17 protein-coding genes and 1 pseudogene are annotated in these 22,189 nt (G+C 36.6%); 1 reads left to right on the forward strand and 17 read right to left on the reverse strand.

Annotated elements, in window-relative coordinates; translation table 11 throughout:
* Nucleotides 1-166: 166 nt before the first annotated feature.
* The 17 genes and pseudogenes from Q1B07_RS20305 to Q1B07_RS20385 all read right to left on the reverse strand — a co-directional run bounded on the left by Q1B07_RS20305 (nt 167) and on the right by Q1B07_RS20385 (nt 20,823).
* Nucleotides 167-1,096: a nucleoside hydrolase gene (locus tag Q1B07_RS20305; protein WP_299093571.1), complete on the reverse strand. Its 930-nt coding sequence runs from the start codon at nt 1,094-1,096 to the stop codon at nt 167-169.
* A gap of 18 nt (nt 1,097-1,114) precedes the next feature.
* On the reverse strand, nt 1,115-2,164 hold the full coding sequence (locus Q1B07_RS20310; protein WP_299093572.1) for an ABC transporter substrate-binding protein: 1,050 nt from the start codon (nt 2,162-2,164) through the stop codon (nt 1,115-1,117).
* A gap of 184 nt (nt 2,165-2,348) precedes the next feature.
* Nucleotides 2,349-2,693, reverse strand: a complete 345-nt coding sequence (locus Q1B07_RS20315) for a DUF2294 domain-containing protein (protein WP_299093603.1) — start codon at nt 2,691-2,693, stop codon at nt 2,349-2,351.
* 331 nt (nt 2,694-3,024) lie between these two features.
* Nucleotides 3,025-4,188 (reverse strand): Gfo/Idh/MocA family oxidoreductase, encoded by a 1,164-nt coding sequence (locus Q1B07_RS20320; RefSeq protein WP_299093574.1) that lies wholly within the window; start codon nt 4,186-4,188, stop codon nt 3,025-3,027.
* A 31-nt stretch (nt 4,189-4,219) separates the two neighbouring features.
* Nucleotides 4,220-5,011, reverse strand: a complete 792-nt coding sequence (locus Q1B07_RS20325) for a sugar phosphate isomerase/epimerase (protein WP_299093575.1) — start codon at nt 5,009-5,011, stop codon at nt 4,220-4,222.
* A 290-nt stretch (nt 5,012-5,301) separates the two neighbouring features.
* Entirely contained in the window at nt 5,302-6,192 is an 891-nt protein-coding gene (locus Q1B07_RS20330; RefSeq protein WP_299093577.1) for a carbohydrate ABC transporter permease, read from the reverse strand.
* 15 nt (nt 6,193-6,207) lie between these two features.
* The gene (locus Q1B07_RS20335) at nt 6,208-7,134 is read right to left on the reverse strand and encodes a sugar ABC transporter permease (RefSeq protein ID WP_299093604.1); all 927 of its coding nucleotides are present in this window, start codon (nt 7,132-7,134) and stop codon (nt 6,208-6,210) included.
* A gap of 139 nt (nt 7,135-7,273) precedes the next feature.
* The gene (locus Q1B07_RS20340; protein ID WP_299093578.1) at nt 7,274-8,800 is read right to left on the reverse strand and encodes an extracellular solute-binding protein; all 1,527 of its coding nucleotides are present in this window, start codon (nt 8,798-8,800) and stop codon (nt 7,274-7,276) included.
* A gap of 232 nt (nt 8,801-9,032) precedes the next feature.
* Nucleotides 9,033-9,734, reverse strand: coding sequence for a DUF1961 family protein (locus Q1B07_RS20345; RefSeq protein WP_299093579.1), 702 nt, complete (start codon nt 9,732-9,734; stop codon nt 9,033-9,035).
* An 85-nt stretch (nt 9,735-9,819) separates the two neighbouring features.
* Nucleotides 9,820-12,411 (reverse strand): hypothetical protein, encoded by a 2,592-nt coding sequence (locus tag Q1B07_RS20350; protein ID WP_299093581.1) that lies wholly within the window; start codon nt 12,409-12,411, stop codon nt 9,820-9,822.
* 234 nt (nt 12,412-12,645) lie between these two features.
* The gene (locus tag Q1B07_RS20355) at nt 12,646-13,071 is read right to left on the reverse strand and encodes a hypothetical protein (RefSeq protein ID WP_299093583.1); all 426 of its coding nucleotides are present in this window, start codon (nt 13,069-13,071) and stop codon (nt 12,646-12,648) included.
* A gap of 246 nt (nt 13,072-13,317) precedes the next feature.
* Entirely contained in the window at nt 13,318-14,169 is an 852-nt protein-coding gene (locus tag Q1B07_RS20360; protein ID WP_299093584.1) for an AraC family transcriptional regulator, read from the reverse strand.
* 317 nt (nt 14,170-14,486) lie between these two features.
* Nucleotides 14,487-15,332, reverse strand: coding sequence for a 2-keto-myo-inositol isomerase (gene iolI, locus Q1B07_RS20365; RefSeq protein ID WP_299093585.1), 846 nt, complete (start codon nt 15,330-15,332; stop codon nt 14,487-14,489).
* 75 nt (nt 15,333-15,407) lie between these two features.
* A complete protein-coding gene (locus Q1B07_RS20370; RefSeq protein WP_299093586.1) occupies nt 15,408-16,448 on the reverse strand; it encodes a Gfo/Idh/MocA family oxidoreductase in 1,041 nt (346 codons plus the stop codon).
* Nucleotides 16,449-16,952: 504 nt separating this feature from the next.
* Nucleotides 16,953-17,981, reverse strand: a complete 1,029-nt coding sequence (locus tag Q1B07_RS20375) for a LacI family DNA-binding transcriptional regulator (RefSeq protein WP_299093587.1) — start codon at nt 17,979-17,981, stop codon at nt 16,953-16,955.
* A 251-nt stretch (nt 17,982-18,232) separates the two neighbouring features.
* Nucleotides 18,233-19,654, reverse strand: a pseudogene (locus Q1B07_RS20380) (sugar porter family MFS transporter).
* Nucleotides 19,655-20,211: 557 nt separating this feature from the next.
* Nucleotides 20,212-20,823, reverse strand: coding sequence for a TetR/AcrR family transcriptional regulator (locus Q1B07_RS20385; protein ID WP_299833482.1), 612 nt, complete (start codon nt 20,821-20,823; stop codon nt 20,212-20,214).
* A 188-nt stretch (nt 20,824-21,011) separates the two neighbouring features.
* On the opposite strand from Q1B07_RS20385, the gene Q1B07_RS20390 reads away from it, so the two are divergent.
* Nucleotides 21,012-22,187, forward strand: a complete 1,176-nt coding sequence (locus Q1B07_RS20390) for a YhgE/Pip domain-containing protein (protein ID WP_299093605.1) — start codon at nt 21,012-21,014, stop codon at nt 22,185-22,187.
* Nucleotides 22,188-22,189: the final 2 nt, after the last annotated feature.

A 22,189-nucleotide genomic window follows, 5' to 3' on the forward strand; every position in this document is an offset into this window, starting at 1 on the left:
TGCGGCGGTCAACAAGTTCACTTCGGTGTTAATTAAAACTAAAACGTTGTTTTTTCATAGAACTTTTGACACTACCTCGATTTGTTTATGATTGGCTGTTTTCAACTCTGGTATTTATCTTTTAATCTGTTTATCGTTACATACAACAATCTTTTAGAAAAGCGCCTTATGAGTTGATAATACGAATAAACAGGTCAAAAAACGCCTCTACATTAACGTCAAGACAAACATCGACATTTTCCGGCTTCATGAGCCGATTTTGAAAGTCGCAAACGAACTGTCCATCACAAAGCTCACTGCTTGTTTCGACATCACCATAAACTTTTTCAGTTGTCACAAGCTTTTTTTGGATGGCAACGCCGACAGCTAAAGGATCATGCATGGCACAGCCCCATACACCATTTCGTTCAAAATATCGCTGCCTGTAATCTGATGTGCTCGTTCTTATATAGTCAGCGAGTGTGTTATTTTCAATCAGTTGAAAATGCTCTTCTGTTAATAGAGTCTTTCGTGTTACATCTAATCCAACTTGTGTTATCGAATTGAAGCCCGCTTGCAATACAATTTTGGCTGCTTCGGGATCAACATACATGTTATACTCCGAGGTTGGCGTCACATTGCCACTTCCATGGATAACCCCGCCCATAAAAATGACCTCTTTTACATATTGGGTAATTTGCGGGCATTTTTTAATAGCTAGTGCCAAATTTGTTAACGGCCCTGTCATAACTAACGTGATTTCATGCGGGAAATTTAAAATGGAGTTAATCAGAAAGTCAGGGGCAAAGCCCTCTTCAGGCTTCTGGGAAATCTCTACATCCTTTAGGGCGCCACCTAGACCATCTTCTCCATGAATTCGATGTTCAAAAAAGCGATCTCTAAGAATAGGGGCATTCGCCCCTTTAATGACTGAAATGTCTCGTTCCCCTAAAAGATCAAGAATTTTCAATGTATTTTTCGTAGCTGAATCTAGGGATACATTCCCGTTTACGGTTGTAATTCCCAATATGTCAAACTGTCGGCTTTTTACAGCAAGAATAATCGCAATTGCATCATCGATTCCTGTATCTACATCGAGAATCAATTTTCTTTTCATCGCTAACACCTCTTTTTCTTACTGTGCCAGTTCACGGTTCCAACGGTCGATCCATGCTTTTGAGTGTTCATTGACAAACTTCATATCTAAAACTACTAAGCTTTTTACAACATCTTCACCGTAAGTTAATCCTTCCGCTTCTGCTTCAGATAGTTGAACTTCCGTATTAACCGGAGAATCTATCTTCTCTTTCGCAGACTTTTCTTGAACTTCCTTACTTAAAAGATAGTTAATAAATTCTTCTGCTAATTCTTTATTGTCAGTTCCTTTTACAACATTGACCGTATTCATGACGGCATATCCGCCCTCTTTAGGTGCTACAAATTCTGCATTCGGAACAGCCTCCTGCAAATCTGCAAAGTACATTTCCATAATCGGACCTGCCGCAATTTCACCTTGTGCAAACATATTAACAAACTCAGATGTTTGGCCATATTCCTTTACAACATTAGGCATAAGCTTTTTCATTTGCTCGAAAGCCTGATCTTCATTAAATTCTTGGCTTCCGCTAACCTTTGAGGCAGCATCTAAAAACATTGGACCTGATGTTGAAGTAATCCCAGGAACCGTAATGGCACTCTTTAAATCCTCACTCCAAAGATCCTTCCATGAAGTTATCGGCTGAGCCACCTCATCAGGATTATAAGCAATTCCAAATTGCGCAATCGTATAAGCTGGTCCATACTCTTCACCTAGCGGCGCTTTTGCTGCATCATAAATGTGATCAATATTAGGAATCTTGCTGCGATTGATGGTTTCAAACAATCCATCATTAATTCCTTGTTGAGCATAGTAGTCCGACAGGAAAATAACATCGACATCAGCAGTACCTTGACGGACTTTATTTAAACGGTCGGCATTATTTCCAGTATCTAGCACAATTTCAACATTGTGCTCCTCTTCAAATGGTTTATACACTTCTTCACGGAAGAAGTCTTCAGCGAATCCCCAAGTAGAAATGACTAATTCGACTGGTTCTTGCTTATCATTTGCTGAATCTCCATTAGGAGCACATGCAGCTAATAAAAATAAAGATGACACGACAAGACCCTTAATGATTTTTTTCATTATGTTATACCTCCAGTTTTTATTTTTATTATGTCTTTTTATATGCAAAAAAAAGACAATCTTAAATAGAATAATTATTCTACTCAAGATTGTCTTTTCTTTGTAAACAAAGATAAAACCGATCTGTCGTTACATTATGCCGGCATCCCTCTAAGATGAATCAAAGAAGGTAGTCCATCTATTGTTAATTTTCTTCTAACACAATATTCGTAAAAGCAAATTGTGTCGCTGAATCATAATCTCTTAGAACAGCTTCAATCTTCCAATCCGTCTGTTCTTCCAGCTTTTGCTTTAGCTTCTTCTTATAAAGGAGCGACATATGAAAATCGACCTCCAATTTTAAGTTTGGAGCCTCTCCTTCTAAAGCGGCAGAACGTGGAGCACGGCGATGCTTGGCTTGAAACGTAATCACATTATCCTCAACTTTAATCTTTAACAACGTTGTACCGAAGCCAAATAATTCCTTAGATACTTCATTGTACAAATGGGAAAGGAATTTCTTTGTTTCATTCGAATCAGTCGGAAAAATGCGAATCACCTGCCAAAATTATCGTTAGTAGTAATTATACACATTTTCGACCCTAAGACAAGATAATATACGGTTTTTTAATAAAAAATATCTTAAATATTTTATGACAATAATATTTTTGTAGTAATAACCGAACTATTGCGAATGATAGTTATTACTTATTAGCTTGGAGATTTTGTACATGCCCCTTTGAAGGAAACATCTTTAATAATTTGAGGATGAATAATATCCTCTTTTTGACCTTTTGAGATTCTAGCCATTCTCGTGCTACTCTAGGTCCAATAGTCTCAAATGGCTTACCTTAAATGAAGTAAGCCATTTTCACTTATTATCAATGTGTTCCTGCAACATCCAAAACAACTTTTGTTACGTTCTCTTTTTGAAAAGTGGAATGGTTTATTTTTTCTTGCAGCTTTTCATAATATAGATCTGCATCAATAGGTAATTCAACTGGCTCGTTAAGCCAAGAGGATAAGTAAATGGCATTTGAGATTTCCAAGCCTTTTATTCCCTCTTCCCCTGGTGCCAATAAAAGTGTGCCTTTAGTGATCGAGTCAATCCAATTTTGAATGATCCCTTGGTGTTCTGTATAAATGCCTTTAATCGGGATATCGATTGTCCAGCATTCAGGTCTTCCAAAACCGCCAGTATAGGTTGCATTGAAATCACGTTCTGATTGCGTCAAGCGATAAAAGGTCAGTTTATTGTTCTCAACCACTATTTTCCCGCGATCTCCAGCAATTTCAAAACGGTTCGTTCCAGGTGCTTCACCGGTAGAGGTAATGAATACGCCAGTTGCGCCATTTTCATATTCTACATAGACTGTGAGATTATCCTCGACTTCAATATCATGATATTTTCCATAGCCGCAAAATGCCTGAACTTTCTTCGGCATAAGTCCTGTTGTCCATTGCCATAAATCCAACTGATGCGGTGCCTGGTTTAATAAAACCCCTCCGCCTTCTCCTCGCCATGTTGCCCGCCACTCGCTTGAATCATAATAGCTTTGAGAACGGTACCAGTCCGTGATAATCCAATTGGTTCTTTTAATTTCACCTAGTTCACCAGATTGAATAAGCTCGCGCAGCTTTTGATAAATTGGGTTGGAACGCTGGTTATACATAATTGCAAAGACTTTTCCGCTTTCCTTTGCTGCGAGATTCATCTCTGCCACATCTATGGTATGGACACCAGCCGGTTTTTCAATAAGAACATGCAGCCCTTTTGCGAACGCCTTTATTGCTAGTCTTGGATGATCATAGTGTGGAGTTGAAATAAGGACTGCATCAATACCGGATTTATTCAAAAATTCATCTTCATCACTAAAAATCTGTACATCTCCTTGAAAATCACTTACTAATGATTCGAGTTGATCTTGAAATGGATCACATATTGCGGTTAGAATGGCTCCTTTTATTTTGCCTTTACCCAACAGCTGAACATGTGATCTCCCCATATTTCCAATCCCAATAACGCCAACTTTAATTAAACTCATCTGTCTCACTCCATATTATAATGTTCAAAGATTAACGGGTAGTTAAATCTCCTTTACTCGATCTTTCATTTAATTGTTTTGCCAATTGCTTTAAGTTTCTTAAACTTGTTTCTAAGCATTCCAGTGGTGGACGTTCACAAATGTCCTGCTCAACCGCATACCATTCGATTCCATTTTCTTCACCCCATTGTAAAATCGGGAGAAAATCAATAACTCCGGTGCCCACTTCTGCAAAGGTTTGTCGTACATCATTCGTCATATCCTTTAAGTGGATGATCGGCATCCGATTTGCATAAGGAGCGATATATTCTAATGGATCCATTCCGGCCTTTTTCAACCAGTACACATCAATTTCTGCTAGAATGTGATTATCTTTCGATGGATCAAGTAAATAACGAAGTGCGTCTTTCCCGTCTATATCGATGTCAAACTCGAATGCATGATTATGATAGGAAATCCTATATTCTGGGGCATCCTTTGCAATTTGGTTCAACAATTTTTTTATTCCTTTATATTCTTCAGGACTCCGCAATTCTGGAGCCAAAAAGGGTAGGATAATATCTTTTGTGCCATACAACTCTGCTTCTTTTAATACACCATTAAGATCATTTTTTAAACGATTTAATGAAGTATGCATTCCTGCTGCATGCAAGTTATTTTCTTTTAAAGCCAAAGCCACTTCGTTTTGATCATAGTCTTTTGGCAAAGCGGAAATCTGCACACCTGTCCAGCCCATATCCTTAATGGTTTTGAATAATGGACGTATTCCTTCTTTTAATTCTTCTCGTAATGTATATAATTGGACTGCAAATTTATTTTCCACTAGTAACACTTCCTCTCCCTATTAATAAGAAAGTTTAGAGAGGTCTTTTGGCCGCTATAGTTGGCAAAATGTTTAACGCTCTCAAAACTATGTAAACAATAACCTTTTAATCTTCAATTAAGCAGTGTTCTTTCAGGTGTTATGTATTATTATAGTTTAATAATCGTTCGTTTCATGGTCTAATATTGCCTAGTTATCTCCTAAAATTATCTGAGATTGTTTTATATGTTATTTCTCCATAAAAAAGGACAATCTACTGTACTTAAACAAATAAATTGCCCTCCAACTTATTATCCTTTTACAGAACCTAATAACATGCCTTTAGCAAAATGCTTTTGGAGGAAAGGGTAGACGATTAAAATCGGTAATGTTGCTACAACAACGACGGCAAGTTTCAATGATTGCTCTGGTGGTTCAACATATTCTGCTCCCATTGAGGCTGGATCGCTTAACATCGATTGGGAAAGGAGAATGATTTGCTGAAGCAATACTTGAACTGGCCATTTCGTATTGTCATTGATGTATAATAATGCACTAAAGAAATCATTCCAAATCGCGACCGCATAAAAGAGTGCAAAGGTTGCAAGCACTGGTTTTGACAGCGGGAGCATAATTCTCCAGAAGATCCCAAACTCCGTACAGCCATCAATTTTAGCTGACTCCTCTAATTCTGCAGGGATATTTTGAAAGAACGTTTTTACAATAATTAAATTAAATGGATTAATCGCTGCAGGCAAAATCAAGGCCCAATAAGAATCCAATAATCCTAATGATTTCACAACTAGATAAGTAGGAATCATTCCTCCGCTAAATAACATTGAAAATACAATGAGATTCATTATGGTACTGCGTCCCATTAAATGTTTTCTAGATAGCGGATAAGCCATCGTAAAGGTAAAAAAGAGACATACAAGTGTTCCGACAACTGTTACACCAATGGATACTAATATGCTTCGGGTAAATGTAGCTGTTGAAAAAATATATTTATAGGATTCCAGTGAAAATGTTTCTGGAATGATAAAAAAGCTTCTTCTCGTTAACTCTGCTTCTGTAGCAAATGATCCTGCAATCACATATAGGAATGGACAAACCATCAGCAACCCGATGATTCCCAAAAAAATAAAGTTGAATACATCAAATACTCGACCTGCTGGAGTATTGTGCATTTTTGGCATTGCCATTTGCAAACACCTCCTCTAAAAGATCCCGTCTTGTCCCATTTTCTTCGCCAGCTTGTTCGCACCTAAAACAAGAATGATGCCGACGACTGATTTAAACAAGCCCACTGCTGTACTATAACTATATGCACCTTGTGTAATCCCTACAAAGTAGACATAGGTATCAAATACATCTGCCACACTGCGGTTTAATGAATTCGACATTAAGAAAATTTGTTGAAAGCCTGTATCCAGGAAGTTTCCAAGCCGCAAAATGAGTAAAACGATAATTGTACTTCTTACAGCTGGCAGCGTAACATGCCACAATCTTCGGAAACGACCTGCTCCGTCTACAATTGCTGCTTCATACTGTTCTTGATCGACAGTTGCTAGAGCGGCTAAGAAAATAACCGTGCCCCAGCCTGTTTCTTTCCAAATAATTTGTCCCATTATGAGCGGGCGAAACCACTCAGGTGATGATAAAAAGTTGATTTCCTTTCCATAAAAATAAGAAACAATTTCATTCATCACCCCACCGCTTGTAGTAAAGAAAATATACGTGATACTTGCAACGATTACCCATGACATGAAATGGGGTACGTATATAAAGGTTTGAATCGTTCTTTTATAGGAATTAATCCGTAATTCGTTTAAAAGAAGTGAAAGGATGATTGGTGCTGGAAAAAAGAAGACCAGGTCTAATGCCGCTAAAATGAATGTATTTCGTAATAATCTAAAAAAATCGGGGTTTTGGAAGAAATTTATGAAATTTTCAAATCCCACCCATTCACTGCCTAGCATTCCCTTAAATGGAGAATAATCTTGAAAGGCAATGACCACTCCCCACATAGGTGCATACTTAAAGATGAGAAAATAGAGAATTCCCGGAATTAATAAGAGATAAAGCCAGCGGTCTCTTTTCAATCGCTGCCGATTGGTAATGGTAGTCGTTTGCCTTTTGCTCAATAAATGCGTCGATTGACGGTATTCTTGATTAACATTTTGTTTTAGTAAAGCCACTTTCTCTCCCTTCTTTCCTATGTAATACGATTTTTTGTGAAAAGCCAGGAGATGAGCATTACACCACCTGACTTTACAGATCCATTTATTTTTTTGTTTCTTTGTACAGTTTATTTATTTCTTCGATATAATCATCCCCACCCGTACTGCGCCATAATTCAATCGCATCTTTAAAACCGGCTTCATCGATTTGCCCAACGATAAATTTAATGCGTGCATCATTAATGATATTGTCTAATTGCTGACCTTTTTGTGCGTATACTTCAGAAACGAGTGATTCAGCAGGATTTGGAACAACAATTTCTTCGTTTTCTTTTTTAACCTGTTCTTCTTTGTCTCTTAAAGGAGTTTGCTTTGGTTTAATAAAACGTTCTTCCGGGATGTATGGCTGAAATTGATTAAAGCCTGTACCTTCATTAACAAGCGCTTCATTACCTTCCTTTAAATCAACGAATTTACCGTCTTTTATTTCATAATGGCGACCTTCTATACCATTATTTGCCAACCTTTGTGCTTCCTCGTCATTTAATTTATCAATAAACTCCAATACCTTTTTCAACTCTTCTTCTGTTTTTACACTGGATTTAGGAATGGCAAGCATACCAGCATATCCAGAAGTAGGAAGGTTATGAAGTCCAGTAGGCCCTTCAACAGCACCGATCACATCGATTGGTTCCTTTAAATCAGGATTTGCCGCGAGCATATCCTCTTCTGCACGATGGGCATGGTCTACTACATCAACAATCACACCAGCTTGCCCATTCAAAAGCGGATCTACCCATTTTTGCGGATCCATGACAGCAAAATCTTCATTGATTAATCCTTCATCATAGAGCTTTTTAAAGAATTCTAATGCATTGAAATATTCCTCTGTCATAAAGTCAGGCTGCAGGTTTCCATCAGCGTCTTCTCCCCACTTGTTTGGAGCACCGAACCATGTTTGCATAATATCCCATGGACCTGTGTATTTCGATATAACCATTCCGTAAGTATCATCTTTTCCATTTCCATCTGGATCCTTTTCCGAAAACGCCTTTAACATATTGTAAAAATCATCGATCGTTTTAGGGGTTTGCAACCCGACATTTTGCAACCAATCTTTTCTAAAGGTAATTCCATGTCTCCCCAGCGGTCGAGAACGATAGATTCCGTAAATTTTGCCGCCAATTGAGCTATTATTTAAAATAATTTCATTTGCTTGACTCAAATTTGGATAATCCTTTAAGTATGGCCCAAGTTCCCAAAATGCACCATCCTTTACTGCACTTATGAAACTTGGATCCTTTGATGGAATCATCATAATATCAGGTAATTCTCCAGACGCTAACGTAATGTTTAGTTTTTCTTGATAAGAAGCATTAAGCGCCCAGTTTATTTTTATATCTGTTTTTGTATATTCTTCAAGTGCTTTTAAAATGGGATTGTCCTCACTTGGAGGATCTGACTGAAAAGTTGTTGTCATAATGGTGATCGTGTTATCCGATCCTCCTTTATCAGTATCACTACTTGTTGTTTTTGAATTGCTGCATGCGACTAATGATGAAGTAAGAAGCATTGTCGAAAGGAATGGAAGAACAATTTTTTTACTTAATTCTTTTTTATCTTTTCTCATTTAAAATCCAGCCCCCTGTAATGGAAGATTTTTATTTAAAATCAAGCATTCACTGATGTGAACAGGATGATTTCTACCTTTGCATGTACCCCTTCTATTTTTCTATAAATTTCCATTCATTAACTTATTAATCCTATTTGTATACTTAGTATTTAGTATGAATTTCAACTTTATTGACTAGGTAATACTTTCTTGTAAATTGGATTTTTGATTTGTTATAGGTTATTTCAATTTAGTTGTCAGACAAAAGGGCCTCGTGAACTTGCAAATGTTGATAAGCTGCTTTCATTGGTGCCATTTGTCGAAAGCCAATTTTTCCACCCTTTAAAATACTCCCATATTTCTTTCCATCATCTTTCCATTCAAGTACAGTTAATTTGTTAATAGAAAATTGGACGATCCCTTCATATTTTACAAGCCTCATATGATACGGAGCTATTGCATCCTCAACAGGTGGAAGCGGATCGGCGCCCATCGCTGCTAAATGGAAGCCGTGGCTTTTTCGAAGATTGCATGTTCGAAAGGCTCGTTCATCCTCGTGTTTATGTCTAAAGTAAGATAGATGGAGAGCATTGATTGCCCCTGAGTGATATTCAGGATACTTTCCATTTCTTTGAGGAAGATTTGCGCTAAACAAATCTTCCCCATTACGTCCTGTTGCAGCAAAAAACATCATACAAAGACCTGGCTCCCTAATCGGATAAAAATCCCATTCGATCATAATTTTATCTGGAAAATCAACTGGGCACCAAAATACCCAATGAGCGTTGTCACCATAGATAGCCGGGTCTAATTGATTTTCTAACTGAAGGCGGTCTTCCTTAAAACGGACCTTTGCTTCTCCTTCAAGAACCCAATCTGCAATATCGTTAGTTGATGACAATGAATTACTGTATAGTCTTTTGCCTTTATCAAAAAAATAACGTTGTATCATAAAGCATACCTCCTCATGCACAATAGTTCCTACCTTACAAAAACGGATAGGCTCGTGTCTATTCCCCTGTTTTTTCAAACGCCGTTTAAGTAAGTAGTTTCAACTCATTATTCTTATATAGATTTTCATCAGAGATTAAATAATCTCCGATCAACTCTAAAGCGATCATTGTATTTAAACACCATTGTGATGTTGTATTTGTGGTTATCGTAGGAACTTCAGTAATTTTTCTCCATGCTTGAACTTCATTTTCTTCCATAGGCAGCTTCACCTGACTTATCTCTTCATTTAATAATAGATTCCAGGCTTTTGCTGCTATAGTAGGACTCTGTTTCTTTGCTGCTGCATAGGCAACTATACCTGCCGCTAACATTCGATTATTAAATAATTTGTTATGCAATTTTCCATTACTTCTTTTCAGCTTTTCTTCTTGACTTAGTTCATAGAATTCACCGAATTCCGCCAGCATGTCTTCCCATTCTTCGTCTTCTAATAATTGGGCAAGCTCCATCCAGGCCTGCGGACCGCCAAAAGCGATAATCATATGATAGCCTCCCTCATTACCATCCCCCATATGATAAAGCTCATTTGTCTCTGGGTTATATCCAAAGGTTGGACCTGAAAGCAATCGTAGTGGCAATTGTTTGAACGTTTCTATTCCTTTTACTATTTTATTCCGATAGTCGATATTCCCTGTTCTCTCCCATTCTGATAGCCAATTTGAACAAAACGCTGACCAATCCGGACCTACACGAACATGTGTCTTATAGTGATCATCTGGGTAAAATTCTCTCATCGGGTCTAAATTTGAAAGCGCAAGTTCTGCGTCTTTCACTTCGATTAATAAGTCCCTAGTACGTTCATCTGTTGTGAGAAAATAATAAAATTTATGAAGACCTGCCATGCTAATTCTTGCTTCTTTACAGCCACATCCCCAATGGACGACATTATGTCTTGACCCAAGACCTGCGTATTCACCAAAGTGGTAGACATCTACTTCACTTGTATGACGGGTCATCGCCTCAGCCATCTTGAAGATATCTTCCCTGCCGGAACGTAAAAAGGCATACCATAGCCAAATATTCGGCACCAGTTCTGTATTTTGCCAAGCAAAGCCCCCCAAATCGTATCTCCATTGATGACGAATCGGATCGTAGGTATGCATGACATCTCCATAATTCCAGAAGCCATACCATCTGCGTTGTTCAATTTCACGTTTGTAAAAATCAATCGCCTTATCTAGCTCTGATTCTAATTGCGCTTTTATTGGATGGCTTGTATCTGGTAAACTCCAAATACCTAATGCTTTTGTTTCATAATAATAGGCTGGATCACAGACTAATAGAATCGGTGATTGCCATTCTTCTGTTTTCTCGACTAACTCTTCATGTGATGGTGCATTGATATAGCACTGTAAAAAAATCTCACTAGTGTTTGCAATTCCATATGGCGTTGCTCGCATTTCGTCAAATCCTTCATAAGCACTCACCACATGAGTATCATTGCTGTAATGTCTTAAATCCATTGCCTCACAGTCAGGAGACCAAAACCAGACCTTTAGTTTTGTCGTTGTTTTATTTAATCCAGTTACTTCTAAAGTTGAAGGGAACTTCTGCCAAAAGTTTTTAACGCCGATTCCGATCCCGCCATTTTCACCACCAGCATAAATCAATCCCTTGGATCTTGTGCCATGAGTTGATTCAACCCATGAGTAGCCGCTTTTTGTTCGTTTCGCTATTCGATAATGATCTGCAGAATCCTGGGTTAGTTTAAAATCGTTCCAAATTGCATTTTGCTTGACGTGGTCAAGTAAGTCCTCATATTTTTGTTCTGAAAGATTGATCATTTCTCCATTAATTTGTTTTTCATACAGTCCATCGGCATTTCGATGTCGTCTTGTTAACAATAACTGAGCCGGTTCTGAGTAAATGCCTGCATCACCAGCAAAGCGAATATGGCGATTCCATGGCTCTCCTTTTAAAGGAATTGAAAATTCCATTCCCAGCCCTTTAATAAAATCAGTTTGAGGATCTCCATCATAGAAAAATGTATGAACCATTTTTATCGAAGGAGATTCGGCATAAAAATAGATACGTAAATGGAAAGGCAGCCATGATCGTTTATGTTGATTAGAAATAGTTGTATGCTCACCTTCAATTTTAATAACACATCTTAATGGGCCGTGCTGTTCAATTTCTGCATGTTTGATCTTGCTTTCTAATGGGATCTCCTGAATCGTCTTTACCTCAGAAGTCTCATCTCTCACTTCTTGTATTGAAATTAATCTTCCTTTTTCCCCAAGTATTTTTGAACCGCTTACAATTTTCTCGATAAAATGGATTCCTTGTTTGTTTAGGAACCATTGCATTTCTCCGGTATCCACTTTTATCTGATTTTCTGATTCTATTACTTGCAAGGGGATTTCTGGATTTTGAGTTTCACCAACTGTTATTTCATATGAACCATCATTTGGTTGAAAAACTGCACTATGGCCGGTCCATTTCACACTTCCATCCGGCCAATAAGCCATCGGCCAGCTTTGAACAGGAGTCTTCTTACCATCTTCATCGATTAGAGTTACCGTGTCTTCTCTTTTTAGAATTCCTCTCCCCCACGGGACTCCCCATGAAACACCAGAGGGACTTTTCGGACTATGGTTTAACCATTTCAATTTCAAAACCTACACAACCTTTCCTCTTATTTTGAAAATGTAAGAATACCTTCAACTCTATTATTCTGCAGATTATTTTTCCCTTCAATCAGACTATTTTGATATATAGCACTCAACGTTAGAACTCTAGGTAATGATACTTTTTTGCCATTTAATCTTTTTTTGCAATTGCCTGCTTTATTGCTGTTTTGTTGATAATGAAGCTATTGACGTTGTTATACGCTTACAATTATTGATTTTCTATATAATAAGAGAATCTTTTTTCTCTTTAACTTTTTCTTTGATTTCAGCTATCCCTTTTTGAATTTCCTTCATCTTTTTATCATCAAGTTTATAAAAATTCATGGCAATAATTGATACAATCAACCCAAATGCTGGTAAACCAAACGCTAACACTAATGTTGCTGCAAATAATGATGGTGTTAATGCTTCCCCAACCTGCGGAAATGCTGAATGATAACCAATAATCCCATCGAATATACGCGCTGCCATTAAGAGCGTACTTGTTAGCATAACGGCAAGCCCAACTAGTCCTGTCGCATAATAAGAGACAAATCCTAAAATAAATAGGTGAAGATTTGATGACGTGTTATTTAAGGTAAAAAAAGCAATTTGCCATATCCTTGCATTGTTATAATCATTTCCATTCATTGTTGTACTTGACATGATTTTGTCCCCTTTTTAAAGAATTAAATTCAACCACATGTCTTTTATAAGTTTAAGGTATTCATTTGTTTAAACATTCTAGAGGCGAATTACTGTTTAGACCTCTATATGAGTCTTCTATAAACCAGTAAGTACTCCCCATAGATTTTGAAGTTGATAGGTGAAGAATTGTATTTCTCCATGAACCGAAAGTAATTCAAAATAAAGAATCCGCTTTCAAAATTCCATAATAATCAAGTTTTATATTCATCGATTTTGCAGACGCATTTTACGATACTCTCTTGCTGTTACGCCCATTTTCTCATTGAAATAACGGCTAAAGTGGGAGGCGCTTTCAAAACCGCAATCATAAGCAATCTCATGAATGGCTTTATCCGGCTCCATTTCAAGTAAATATTTTACTTGGGTTAGCCGACATCCCATGACATACTCCATAACAGTAAAGCCTGTCATTTCTTTAAATACATGTGACACATAGGATTTACTTAAATTAAGTGCTTCAGCAATCATAACCAGTGTCAATTTATTCATATAATTCTCTTGAATATAATTTGCTATATTCTCAGCATGTTCGATTTTGTCGCCTTTTTGATTCGGAATTTTGATCGATACCAACTGTCCTAGTCGATATACACTAATTAACACTTGTATAAATAAAGCTTTCATTTCTGTTTCTGCAAGGTGGTCATGCAATTCAGATTTATTCTTCAACTCAGCCAGTTGAGAAATCAATGCTTCTAATCGCTTCGATTCCTTACTTTCATTTGTTCGTATTAAACAATGATGGAGCTTTTGAAAAACTTCAATTAAATACATACTTCCTAGCTCTTCCAGTAACCCTTTAATCCACTCCGGTGAAAAGTGAAGCAAACTTCGAACATAATCCATATTAGGATCAAAATTTGGTCTGTGCATTGTCAGACCATCCATAAGCAAAATATCACCCGGTTCTAAGTCATAAATTTTGTTATGAATTAAATACCGGCACGAACCCTTATGGAAAAAATAAATTTCATATTCCGGATGGGAATGGAAGTCAAAAGAGTAGTCATCCTTCCCTTGTATTCTATATTTCACACGCAATATTTCTTCTTTCAATTTGCCATTCCCCCACGTGAAATTACTATCAGTTTATACTAAAAATGTCATCATTTCGTTACCTGAAACTGTCTTGATTATAACTGAAATTGACTGAGAGTGTTTTCATTAAAAAGAAAGTCGAGAGATAATTGGATGCCTTATATAAAGTTTTTACATAACCGCTCCCATGGATCGTTTGAGTTATTTTCCTTTTCGTTTGTCTCATAAAAATAAAAAACGTCTTAAACCCAATATTAACAAGGGTTTAAAACGTTCATTTATATTTTTTGTTAGATTGTGATCTTGTTAGCAACAAAAATTGAAGTAAAATATATTTATACTGGCTGCAAGTCAAAATACTTTGACACTACTTTGAGTGTTGTTTCTTTTGCTGTCTTAATCGTTTCTTCAGCATCCATTTGATAATATTCAGGTCGGAATAATTCAACAGATACAACGTCAGAGTATCCAATTTCCTTCAATGTTGATAATAAAGTATTTAAATCAATCGCTCCAAGTCCTGGCCATACACGGTCTTCATCTGTAAGGAAACCGATTGGAAAATCCTCTGTGTCATCGATATGCAAAATAAAGATTTTAGAGCCATCTGCTTTTTTAAGATCCTCTAATTTTGACCCCATCGCATGGAAGTGAAAACAATCAAAAACTAAGCCGACATTCTCACGATTTACGGTTTCCACAATATCGTAAGCTTGGCCAAAGGTATTGACTGTACATTGCGGATGTCCCACAAATTCGACGGCAATTTTTACGCCATAAGGTTCTGCGATATCTGAAAGTTCTTTCAATACCTCTACACAACTATTTTTAATATCCTGTTTCAAAATTTTCTGCTCTGTCACAAGCGGTACTGCTACCACATATTTTACGCCTAGTTTTTTCGCTGCTTTCATCATCTCTTTGAATTCATTGATGATTTCCGTGTAACCAGCTTCATCGCGGTTATTGAAAAACACTAAAGCATTAAATGCTAATGGCTTAATATGATGTGTATTAAAAAATTCAACGAGCTCGTCCAGAGACTTTTCCTTTAAATACTCAGGCAATTTGTCCATCGTTCGAATTTCGATATAGTCATAGCCGTGTTTCTCACAATATTCTAAGTCCTTTGCTAGATTGGAATTTTCCAACGTTGTAGCCTGATTAAAACAAAGTTTCATAATGTGATTTCCCCCATTCATTTTTTATTATGCCTATTAAAGGCTGCTATTCAAGTGAGGATGTCTCAACCAAATTTAAGACTGTTGTACAACCTCTTTTTCATTTTTATAGAAGCCTGGTTTTTCAGCTAATGTCACAGGCTCTTTCTCACCTGTTTGTTGTGCCTTCACACAAGCATCCGCCGTGACAGCTGCGATGTAGCCATCCCAAGAAGTCGGACCATTAGGCTCACCCGTTTTCTTGATTGAGTCAATGAAATCCTGTAATTCTATATCATAAGCTTCGATAAATCGATCTTTCCAATCCATCAAGATGCTTGTTCCAAGTTTCGCATTTTTACGAGTGGTGATCCCTGGGAACTCCGGCAGGTAGGCAACCCCTTCTTCCCCGATCACTTCACATTGAATATCATAGCCGTACTGACAGTTTACAAACACTTCTGCCGTAATGATAATACCGCTATTTGTTTCTAACGTTATGAGCTGCGGATCGGACAAGTGTGCAAGTGCGCGAGATGTTTTCTTTGGAAATGCCACCTGTACTGATTTATAGTCATCGTTAATTAACCAGTGCAAAACATCAATTTCATGAATGAGCGTATCGTGAATGGCCATATCTGTTGTATAATTCTCACCAACAGATGGATTTCTGTGTACACAGCGAACCATTAAAGGATCACCAATATAATTACTGTCAATAGCTTGTTTTAATTGCACGTAACCGCTGTCATATCTTCGCATAAATCCAACCTGCACTAAACGCTTACCGTGTTTCATTTCTGCTTCTACAATTCTCATGCAGCCTTCTGCTGTTGTTGCTAACGGTTTCTCACAAAAAACATACTTCCCAGCTTCAATGGCAGCTAGTACACTTTGTTCATGAGCAGGACCCCAGCTTGTTACTAGCACCGCATCTACATTATCATCCGCAACAAGGGCTTTGTCATCAGGATAGATAACAGCATCTAGCTCGAATTGATTAACAACATTTCTTGCCGATGCTTCGTTCACATCCGTTACAGCGACAATTTTTCCACCTGATAAATGGTTTGTGATTCTTTTAATATGCTCACTGCCGATTGCACCTGTTCCGATCACGCCAAATTTTAAAGTCATGGTCATTCCTCCAAATTCATAAAGTAATTATCGAATGTTTGTTTATTGAAAGGACAAGTCTTATTGTTTAACGTTTACCATGATACTCCATCTAAATCATTTTTCAGCATCACTGCTATCATAATCAGCTAAATGGATAGATAACGCTTACAAATTCAATAAAGCTATAAAAATTTGTATCTCCACAGAATATCCTTTCTTTAATGGACTAAAATCCTTCGGGTTAGGGTTATCGATTACCCTTCAAATTTGATTTCATTTTATCCTAAACTTCACGAGATTTCAATATTTTTTTAATGAAATTTGTATTCTGATTCTTATAATGATTGAATATAAGAATCAATCAGAGTTATCGATTTCTCACTTTTCATTGTTAAACCCTACTCTTCCCTTACATAAAAAAGACGAGAAATCAAAGTAAAACTAAGATTTCTCGCCTTTTATCGTTTTGACAAACATGTTTTCATGGGAATCCCTGTATTGATATATTTCATCTACCTTTTATTATTTTTCATTTCGTTTTGCGGTTGACTGACGAATAATAAGTTCTGGTAAAAGAGAAATGCGTTGCTTCATTTTATTCTTTTTATTAATTTGCTGAGCCAACAGTTCCATCGCCTGTTTACCCATTTCGTTTATCGGTATATTTACGGATGATAGCTGAGGTTCTACGATCTTACACATAATCGTATTATCAAATCCAATAATAGATAGTTCATCCGGTATCCTGATCCCAAGGCCCTTCGCTGCTAGCATCGATCCAATTGCCAATATATCATTACAACCAAATATCGCTGTAGGTTTTTGAGCATTGTTAAGCAATTCTTTAGCATGCACCTCTGCACCTTCAATGGTTGGTTCATTAATTGTAATAATTAAGTTTTCATCAACCTCTATCCCGGCATTTTCGAGAGCTTTTTTATATCCCTTGATCCGTTCTTCCCCGCTTATGGTTGCATCCTCGGCAATAATTCCAATTCTTCGGTGACCTAATGACAAAAGATGATCAGTCGCCATGTAACCTCCTAAAAAATCATCGCCGCTTATACTGCCTACAGGAAGTTCTGGCCGTTGAAAATTAACGAAGACAATCGGCAATTCTTCCTCAATTAACTGTTTTAACACCGGTTCATTTTTAAATATCGAAGCGATAATAATCCCGTCCACATGTTTCTGCTTTAATAAGGTAATATGCCTAGCTTCCTTTTCCGGGTCGCTCCCAGTACTGCACATGACAACACTAAATCCCAACTCTTGCCCATATTCCTCTATATATTTTAAATATTGGGCATATATTGGATTTGCAGCATCAGGAATTAATAGCGCAATGGTGTAAGTGGATTTTCCTTTCATCGCAGAAGCCAGCATATTGGGCTGATAATGAAACTCCTCGATGATTTGCATGATTTTATTTTTTGTTTTCTCGCTTATCCGACCCTTATTATTAATAACCTTGGAAACCGTAGTAGCAGAGACTCCCGCTTCCCTCGCAATATCGTAAATGGTTGGTTTCATTTCTCCCCACTCTTTCAACCGATGTATATCCTTTTCACGAAGTGGTATACTCCCGGCTATCGTACTGATTTATTATTTGATCATTATATCACACCCCTTTGAGTTCAGCATATCTTTCTCTTCCTACCAAATTGCAGAAATGGTAAGGAGGGAATTAATCATAATGAAAAAAAGACTGCAAAGAATTCATAAGAACTCCTTTGCAGTCTTTTGATCAATTTCTATACCAATTTATATAATCCATTCCAAACAACATTATTGCTCCGTTTTTATTTCGCTTGGATATCAACCTGTTCCACGTAGTCTTGGTGATTTCGCCCATCATGATGACGGAATTTCTGTTCCAACTGTTCAAGTGTCAGTCCCTTTGTTTCCGGTAAGAATTTATTTACAAATCCGATTGCTGCAAGTCCCAAAGCGACGAAAATAAAGAACGTTGTAGATAAGCCCACTTTATCAAGTAATACCGGAAATGCCTAACCAATAAAACCATTGACAACCCATAAGAAAAGGACTGTAACACCCATACCTATCCCACGTAAACGAAGTGGGAATATTTCTGAGAGCATCAACCATGTTACCGGTGAGATCGCTCCTTGTTGAAAGGCAAGAAACGTAACTGTTAAACTAAGTACGACATAGGGAAGTGCCGCAGATCCTTCAAGTGTAAGTGAGAATATCCCAATAAGCAAAAGTGACATCGTTGTTCCTAACAAACCAGTTATCAACATTGGACGGCGGCCAACCATGCCAAGTAGCCAAATACCAACAAAAGTAGCGAGAACTGATATGACACCGTTTGCAATATTACCGATCAGAGCAGCCTCAGTTCCTAAACCAGCATCTTTTAGAATTTGAGTGCCGTAGTACATAATTGAATTAACACCTGTTACTTGTTGCACCACAGCAATTCCAATCCCAAGAAATAGAATACGACGAATCCAAGATACACTTAAATCTTTATATGTTGCTTGCTTAGCTTCTGCCTCTTTCGCTAGCGTTTCCTCAATTTCATTCAGCTCTGATTGAGCTTGTTTTTCCTCACGTACCTTAAGAAGGACGCTTAAGGCATCTCTATTTTTCCCTTTCGATACGAGCCAACGCGGGCTTTCCGGTACTTTAAGCATACCAAAGAATAAGAATATAGCCGGAAGTGCCGCGATCGCCAGCATGTAGCGCCAAACATGATCATGATGGGACATTGTGCTCCCTAAAATCGCATTAATAACAAAGGCTAATAATTGGCCGGTTACGATCATCAATTCGTTCTGAGTAACCATTCTCCCCCGTCTATCTGCTGGTGACATTTCCGCTAAATAAGCTGGAACTGTTACTGAAGCTCCCCCTACAGCAAGTCCTAAACAGAAACGGGAAATAATCATAACCGTTACGTTCGGAGCAAGTGTACATCCAAGTGTAGATGCAAAGAAAAGCACTGCAAGATATAAAATGTTGGTACGACGCCCAGTAAGATCTGAAAGCCTGCCGCCAAATAACGCACCAAGTGCTGCTCCAAAAAGTAGAGAACTGGCAACAAGCCCTTCAGTGAAAGAAGTAAGACCAAGTGCTTCAGACATAAACGGTAAGGCTCCATTAATCACTCCAGTGTCATATCCAAAAAGAAGCCCTCCGAATGTTGAGACGATGATAATCGTACGTAAAAACGACTTTTGGTTTCCCTGTTTACTCATATGGATTTCTCCTCTCTTCCCCTTTATAAATAGATAAATAGATTTTCTATTTATTTTTTGAATCAACGAGTGAGATTCTACTAGATGAATTGCATCATATAGATTGTTTACATATCTTAGTCAATTCACTACAACTATCTTAAACAACTAGGTAACGCTTACATTTCTAAAACCTTTAATCGTCCAAATTGTTTTTCTAACAACCGGTAAGATTAATTATACACCAAATGAGATTTATCGATTACCTAATTGAGGCAGATAATTTATTCCAAATTAATTAAAAAACCTCCTTTTGTAGTTTTTTTAACAACTTTTTACAAAAAACATACTTTAAAACGTTATCATCCTCTATAAGTAAAGGGTAATCGATTACCCTATTTATGGTTTTATATTATATGATCCATAATCAGATTTCAATACCTTTTTAGAAAAATTGTATAAATTCCGACATTTCTTTTTTTCATTTTTAATAAAGTTTAGGTTGGGATGAATTTATCGAAATTGGACTAAGTATATAATCTGTTTTTGAATCAGTATAGAAAAATAAGCTCCTTCCATTAATCAATTATCTGGAACCCAGCTGTTTTTAAAGGACCTATAGAAAATAGTTTTACAGTTTGCTTAGCTAATTGATTAGGAGAATAGTGTAAATCCTCCTTTAACCACCAACTTACTGTTCCTATTAAAGCAGAAGAAATAAAAGTAGTTAATAATTCCGGTTGAATTGATAGGATTTCTTCATCAAGTCCATATGTTAAAAACTCTTCATTAAATTTTTCTTTAATAACATCTTGCATCTTAGTATTAAATCCATTAACACCGTTTTCAAATAACATCACTTTAAAAAACTTTTTATGTTCAGCAATTTTATTAAAAATTGTTTCAATTAATAGTTGGAAATTCGCTATTTTGACCATTTTGTTTTGAACATAGCTGCATGGCTTAATTGCGTCTGCTAATTCATTAAATATTTCATTAAGAAGGGTATCTAATAAATCCTGCTTATCTTTATAATGCAAATAAAAAGTAGCGCGATTTACCAATGCACAATCGGCAATATTCTGAATTGTGATGGACTCGTACCCTTTCGTTTGAATTAAATCAAGAAATGCTTCTTTAATTAATTTACGCGTACGAACAATTCGCAAATCAGTTTTTGTTGACATCATTACACCCACCTTAAAAATTTGTTAGTTTCTAGACATATCAGGTTTATTTGTCGTATATCTAATAAATCGAAAGATATTGATTATTGAGTATCAAAAATTGGTCATTATAATGAAATTATAAATAACAAATAGTTATTTATACAACATGTTGTTGATTATTTTTTGAGGAGTTGGTCATTTTGTGTGTAATGAAGAATTTCTTTTCTCAAAAATTGTTTTGGGGAGGGTTGTTAGCAATCATTGTAGTTGTCAGTATATTCATGGTCGGTTTTATGGGCTCTATAGTAAACCCTGAACCAAAAGATTTACCAGTAGCTATCGTAGTGGAAGATAAGGGTGTTGAAATGCCTAATCATACATTAAACTTTGGGGAAACAGTTAAAGAAACTTTAATAACAAATAAGGATATACCTTTTAAATGGAGTGTCTTAAAGGACAAAGACGAAGCAATGAACGGAATGAACAATAGATCTTACTACGCAGCAATTATCATTCCGGAAAATACTTCGCAAAATATTGCTGCGTTGCTTCAATCAAGCCCTGGGCAGCCTCAAGTAGAAGTCATTACAAACGAAGGAATGAATTATACTGCAGCAAATACAATAGGACAAATTGTTAACCAAATGGGTTTGGAAATGAACACTCAAGTTCAAAATATCATGTTTAGTCAATTAGAAGCACAGTCTGTATCACTTCCAGCTGATAAAATAAAACAAGTAATAAATCCTTTAAAAATTGAAAAACAGGTAATAAATGATGTAGATAGCCATACAGCTAATGGAAATACCCCAGTATTATTTACACAAATTCTTTGGCTCTCTGTTTTTATTTGTTCTTTAATACTATTCATCACTTTAAAGAAAACGACAAATTCACAAATAAGTTTAACTTCTATTGCAAGTCAGGTAATTGGCGGTATTTTATTTCTATTAGTTATTGTTACGTCTATTATGTTATTTGCAGATTACATATTAGATGTGAATATTCCTAATAAAGAAATCACCTTCCTTTTCCTGCTTTTGAGCGGCTTTACCTTCTTTTTGTTACAAAATACTTTATTCAATTGGATTGGAGTTATTGCAGCACCATTTATTTTACTAATGTTTTTATTTTCAATCCCTGTACTGAACTTACCTGTCGAGTTTTTACCAGACCTAACGAAGGATTGGTTATATTCGTGGATTCCATTAAAATTTAGTGTCGAAGGTCTAAGAGGGATATTCTTCTTTGATAACCATAATATTGGTGAATCGTTGAATATACTGGTTTATATTGGAATAGGCTCTCTAATTCTTATGACACTTTCTATTTTCAAAAAACAAATTAAAAAAGAGAAACAAATTGAAATAACCAATTCAAACTAATC

The organism is uncultured Metabacillus sp., from assembly GCF_947503125.1.
GTDB lineage: Bacteria > Bacillota > Bacilli > Bacillales > Bacillaceae > Metabacillus.

Coding starts and splice junctions, on each gene's coding strand:
- Q1B07_RS20330 (WP_299093577.1), bottom strand. CDS start 6,192: ATGGCAATGCCAAAAATGCACAATACTCCAGCAGGTCGAGTATTTGAT.
- Q1B07_RS20390 (WP_299093605.1), top strand. CDS start 21,012: ATGAAGAATTTCTTTTCTCAAAAATTGTTTTGGGGAGGGTTGTTAGCA.
- Q1B07_RS20310 (WP_299093572.1), bottom strand. CDS start 2,164: ATGAAAAAAATCATTAAGGGTCTTGTCGTGTCATCTTTATTTTTATTA.
- Q1B07_RS20355 (WP_299093583.1), bottom strand. CDS start 13,071: ATGTCAAGTACAACAATGAATGGAAATGATTATAACAATGCAAGGATA.
- Q1B07_RS20305 (WP_299093571.1), bottom strand. CDS start 1,096: ATGAAAAGAAAATTGATTCTCGATGTAGATACAGGAATCGATGATGCA.
- Q1B07_RS20385 (WP_299833482.1), bottom strand. CDS start 20,823: ATGATGTCAACAAAAACTGATTTGCGAATTGTTCGTACGCGTAAATTA.
- Q1B07_RS20370 (WP_299093586.1), bottom strand. CDS start 16,448: ATGACTTTAAAATTTGGCGTGATCGGAACAGGTGCAATCGGCAGTGAG.
- Q1B07_RS20345 (WP_299093579.1), bottom strand. CDS start 9,734: ATGATACAACGTTATTTTTTTGATAAAGGCAAAAGACTATACAGTAAT.
- iolI (WP_299093585.1), bottom strand. CDS start 15,332: ATGAAACTTTGTTTTAATCAGGCTACAACGTTGGAAAATTCCAATCTA.
- Q1B07_RS20320 (WP_299093574.1), bottom strand. CDS start 4,188: ATGAGTTTAATTAAAGTTGGCGTTATTGGGATTGGAAATATGGGGAGA.
- Q1B07_RS20340 (WP_299093578.1), bottom strand. CDS start 8,800: ATGAGAAAAGATAAAAAAGAATTAAGTAAAAAAATTGTTCTTCCATTC.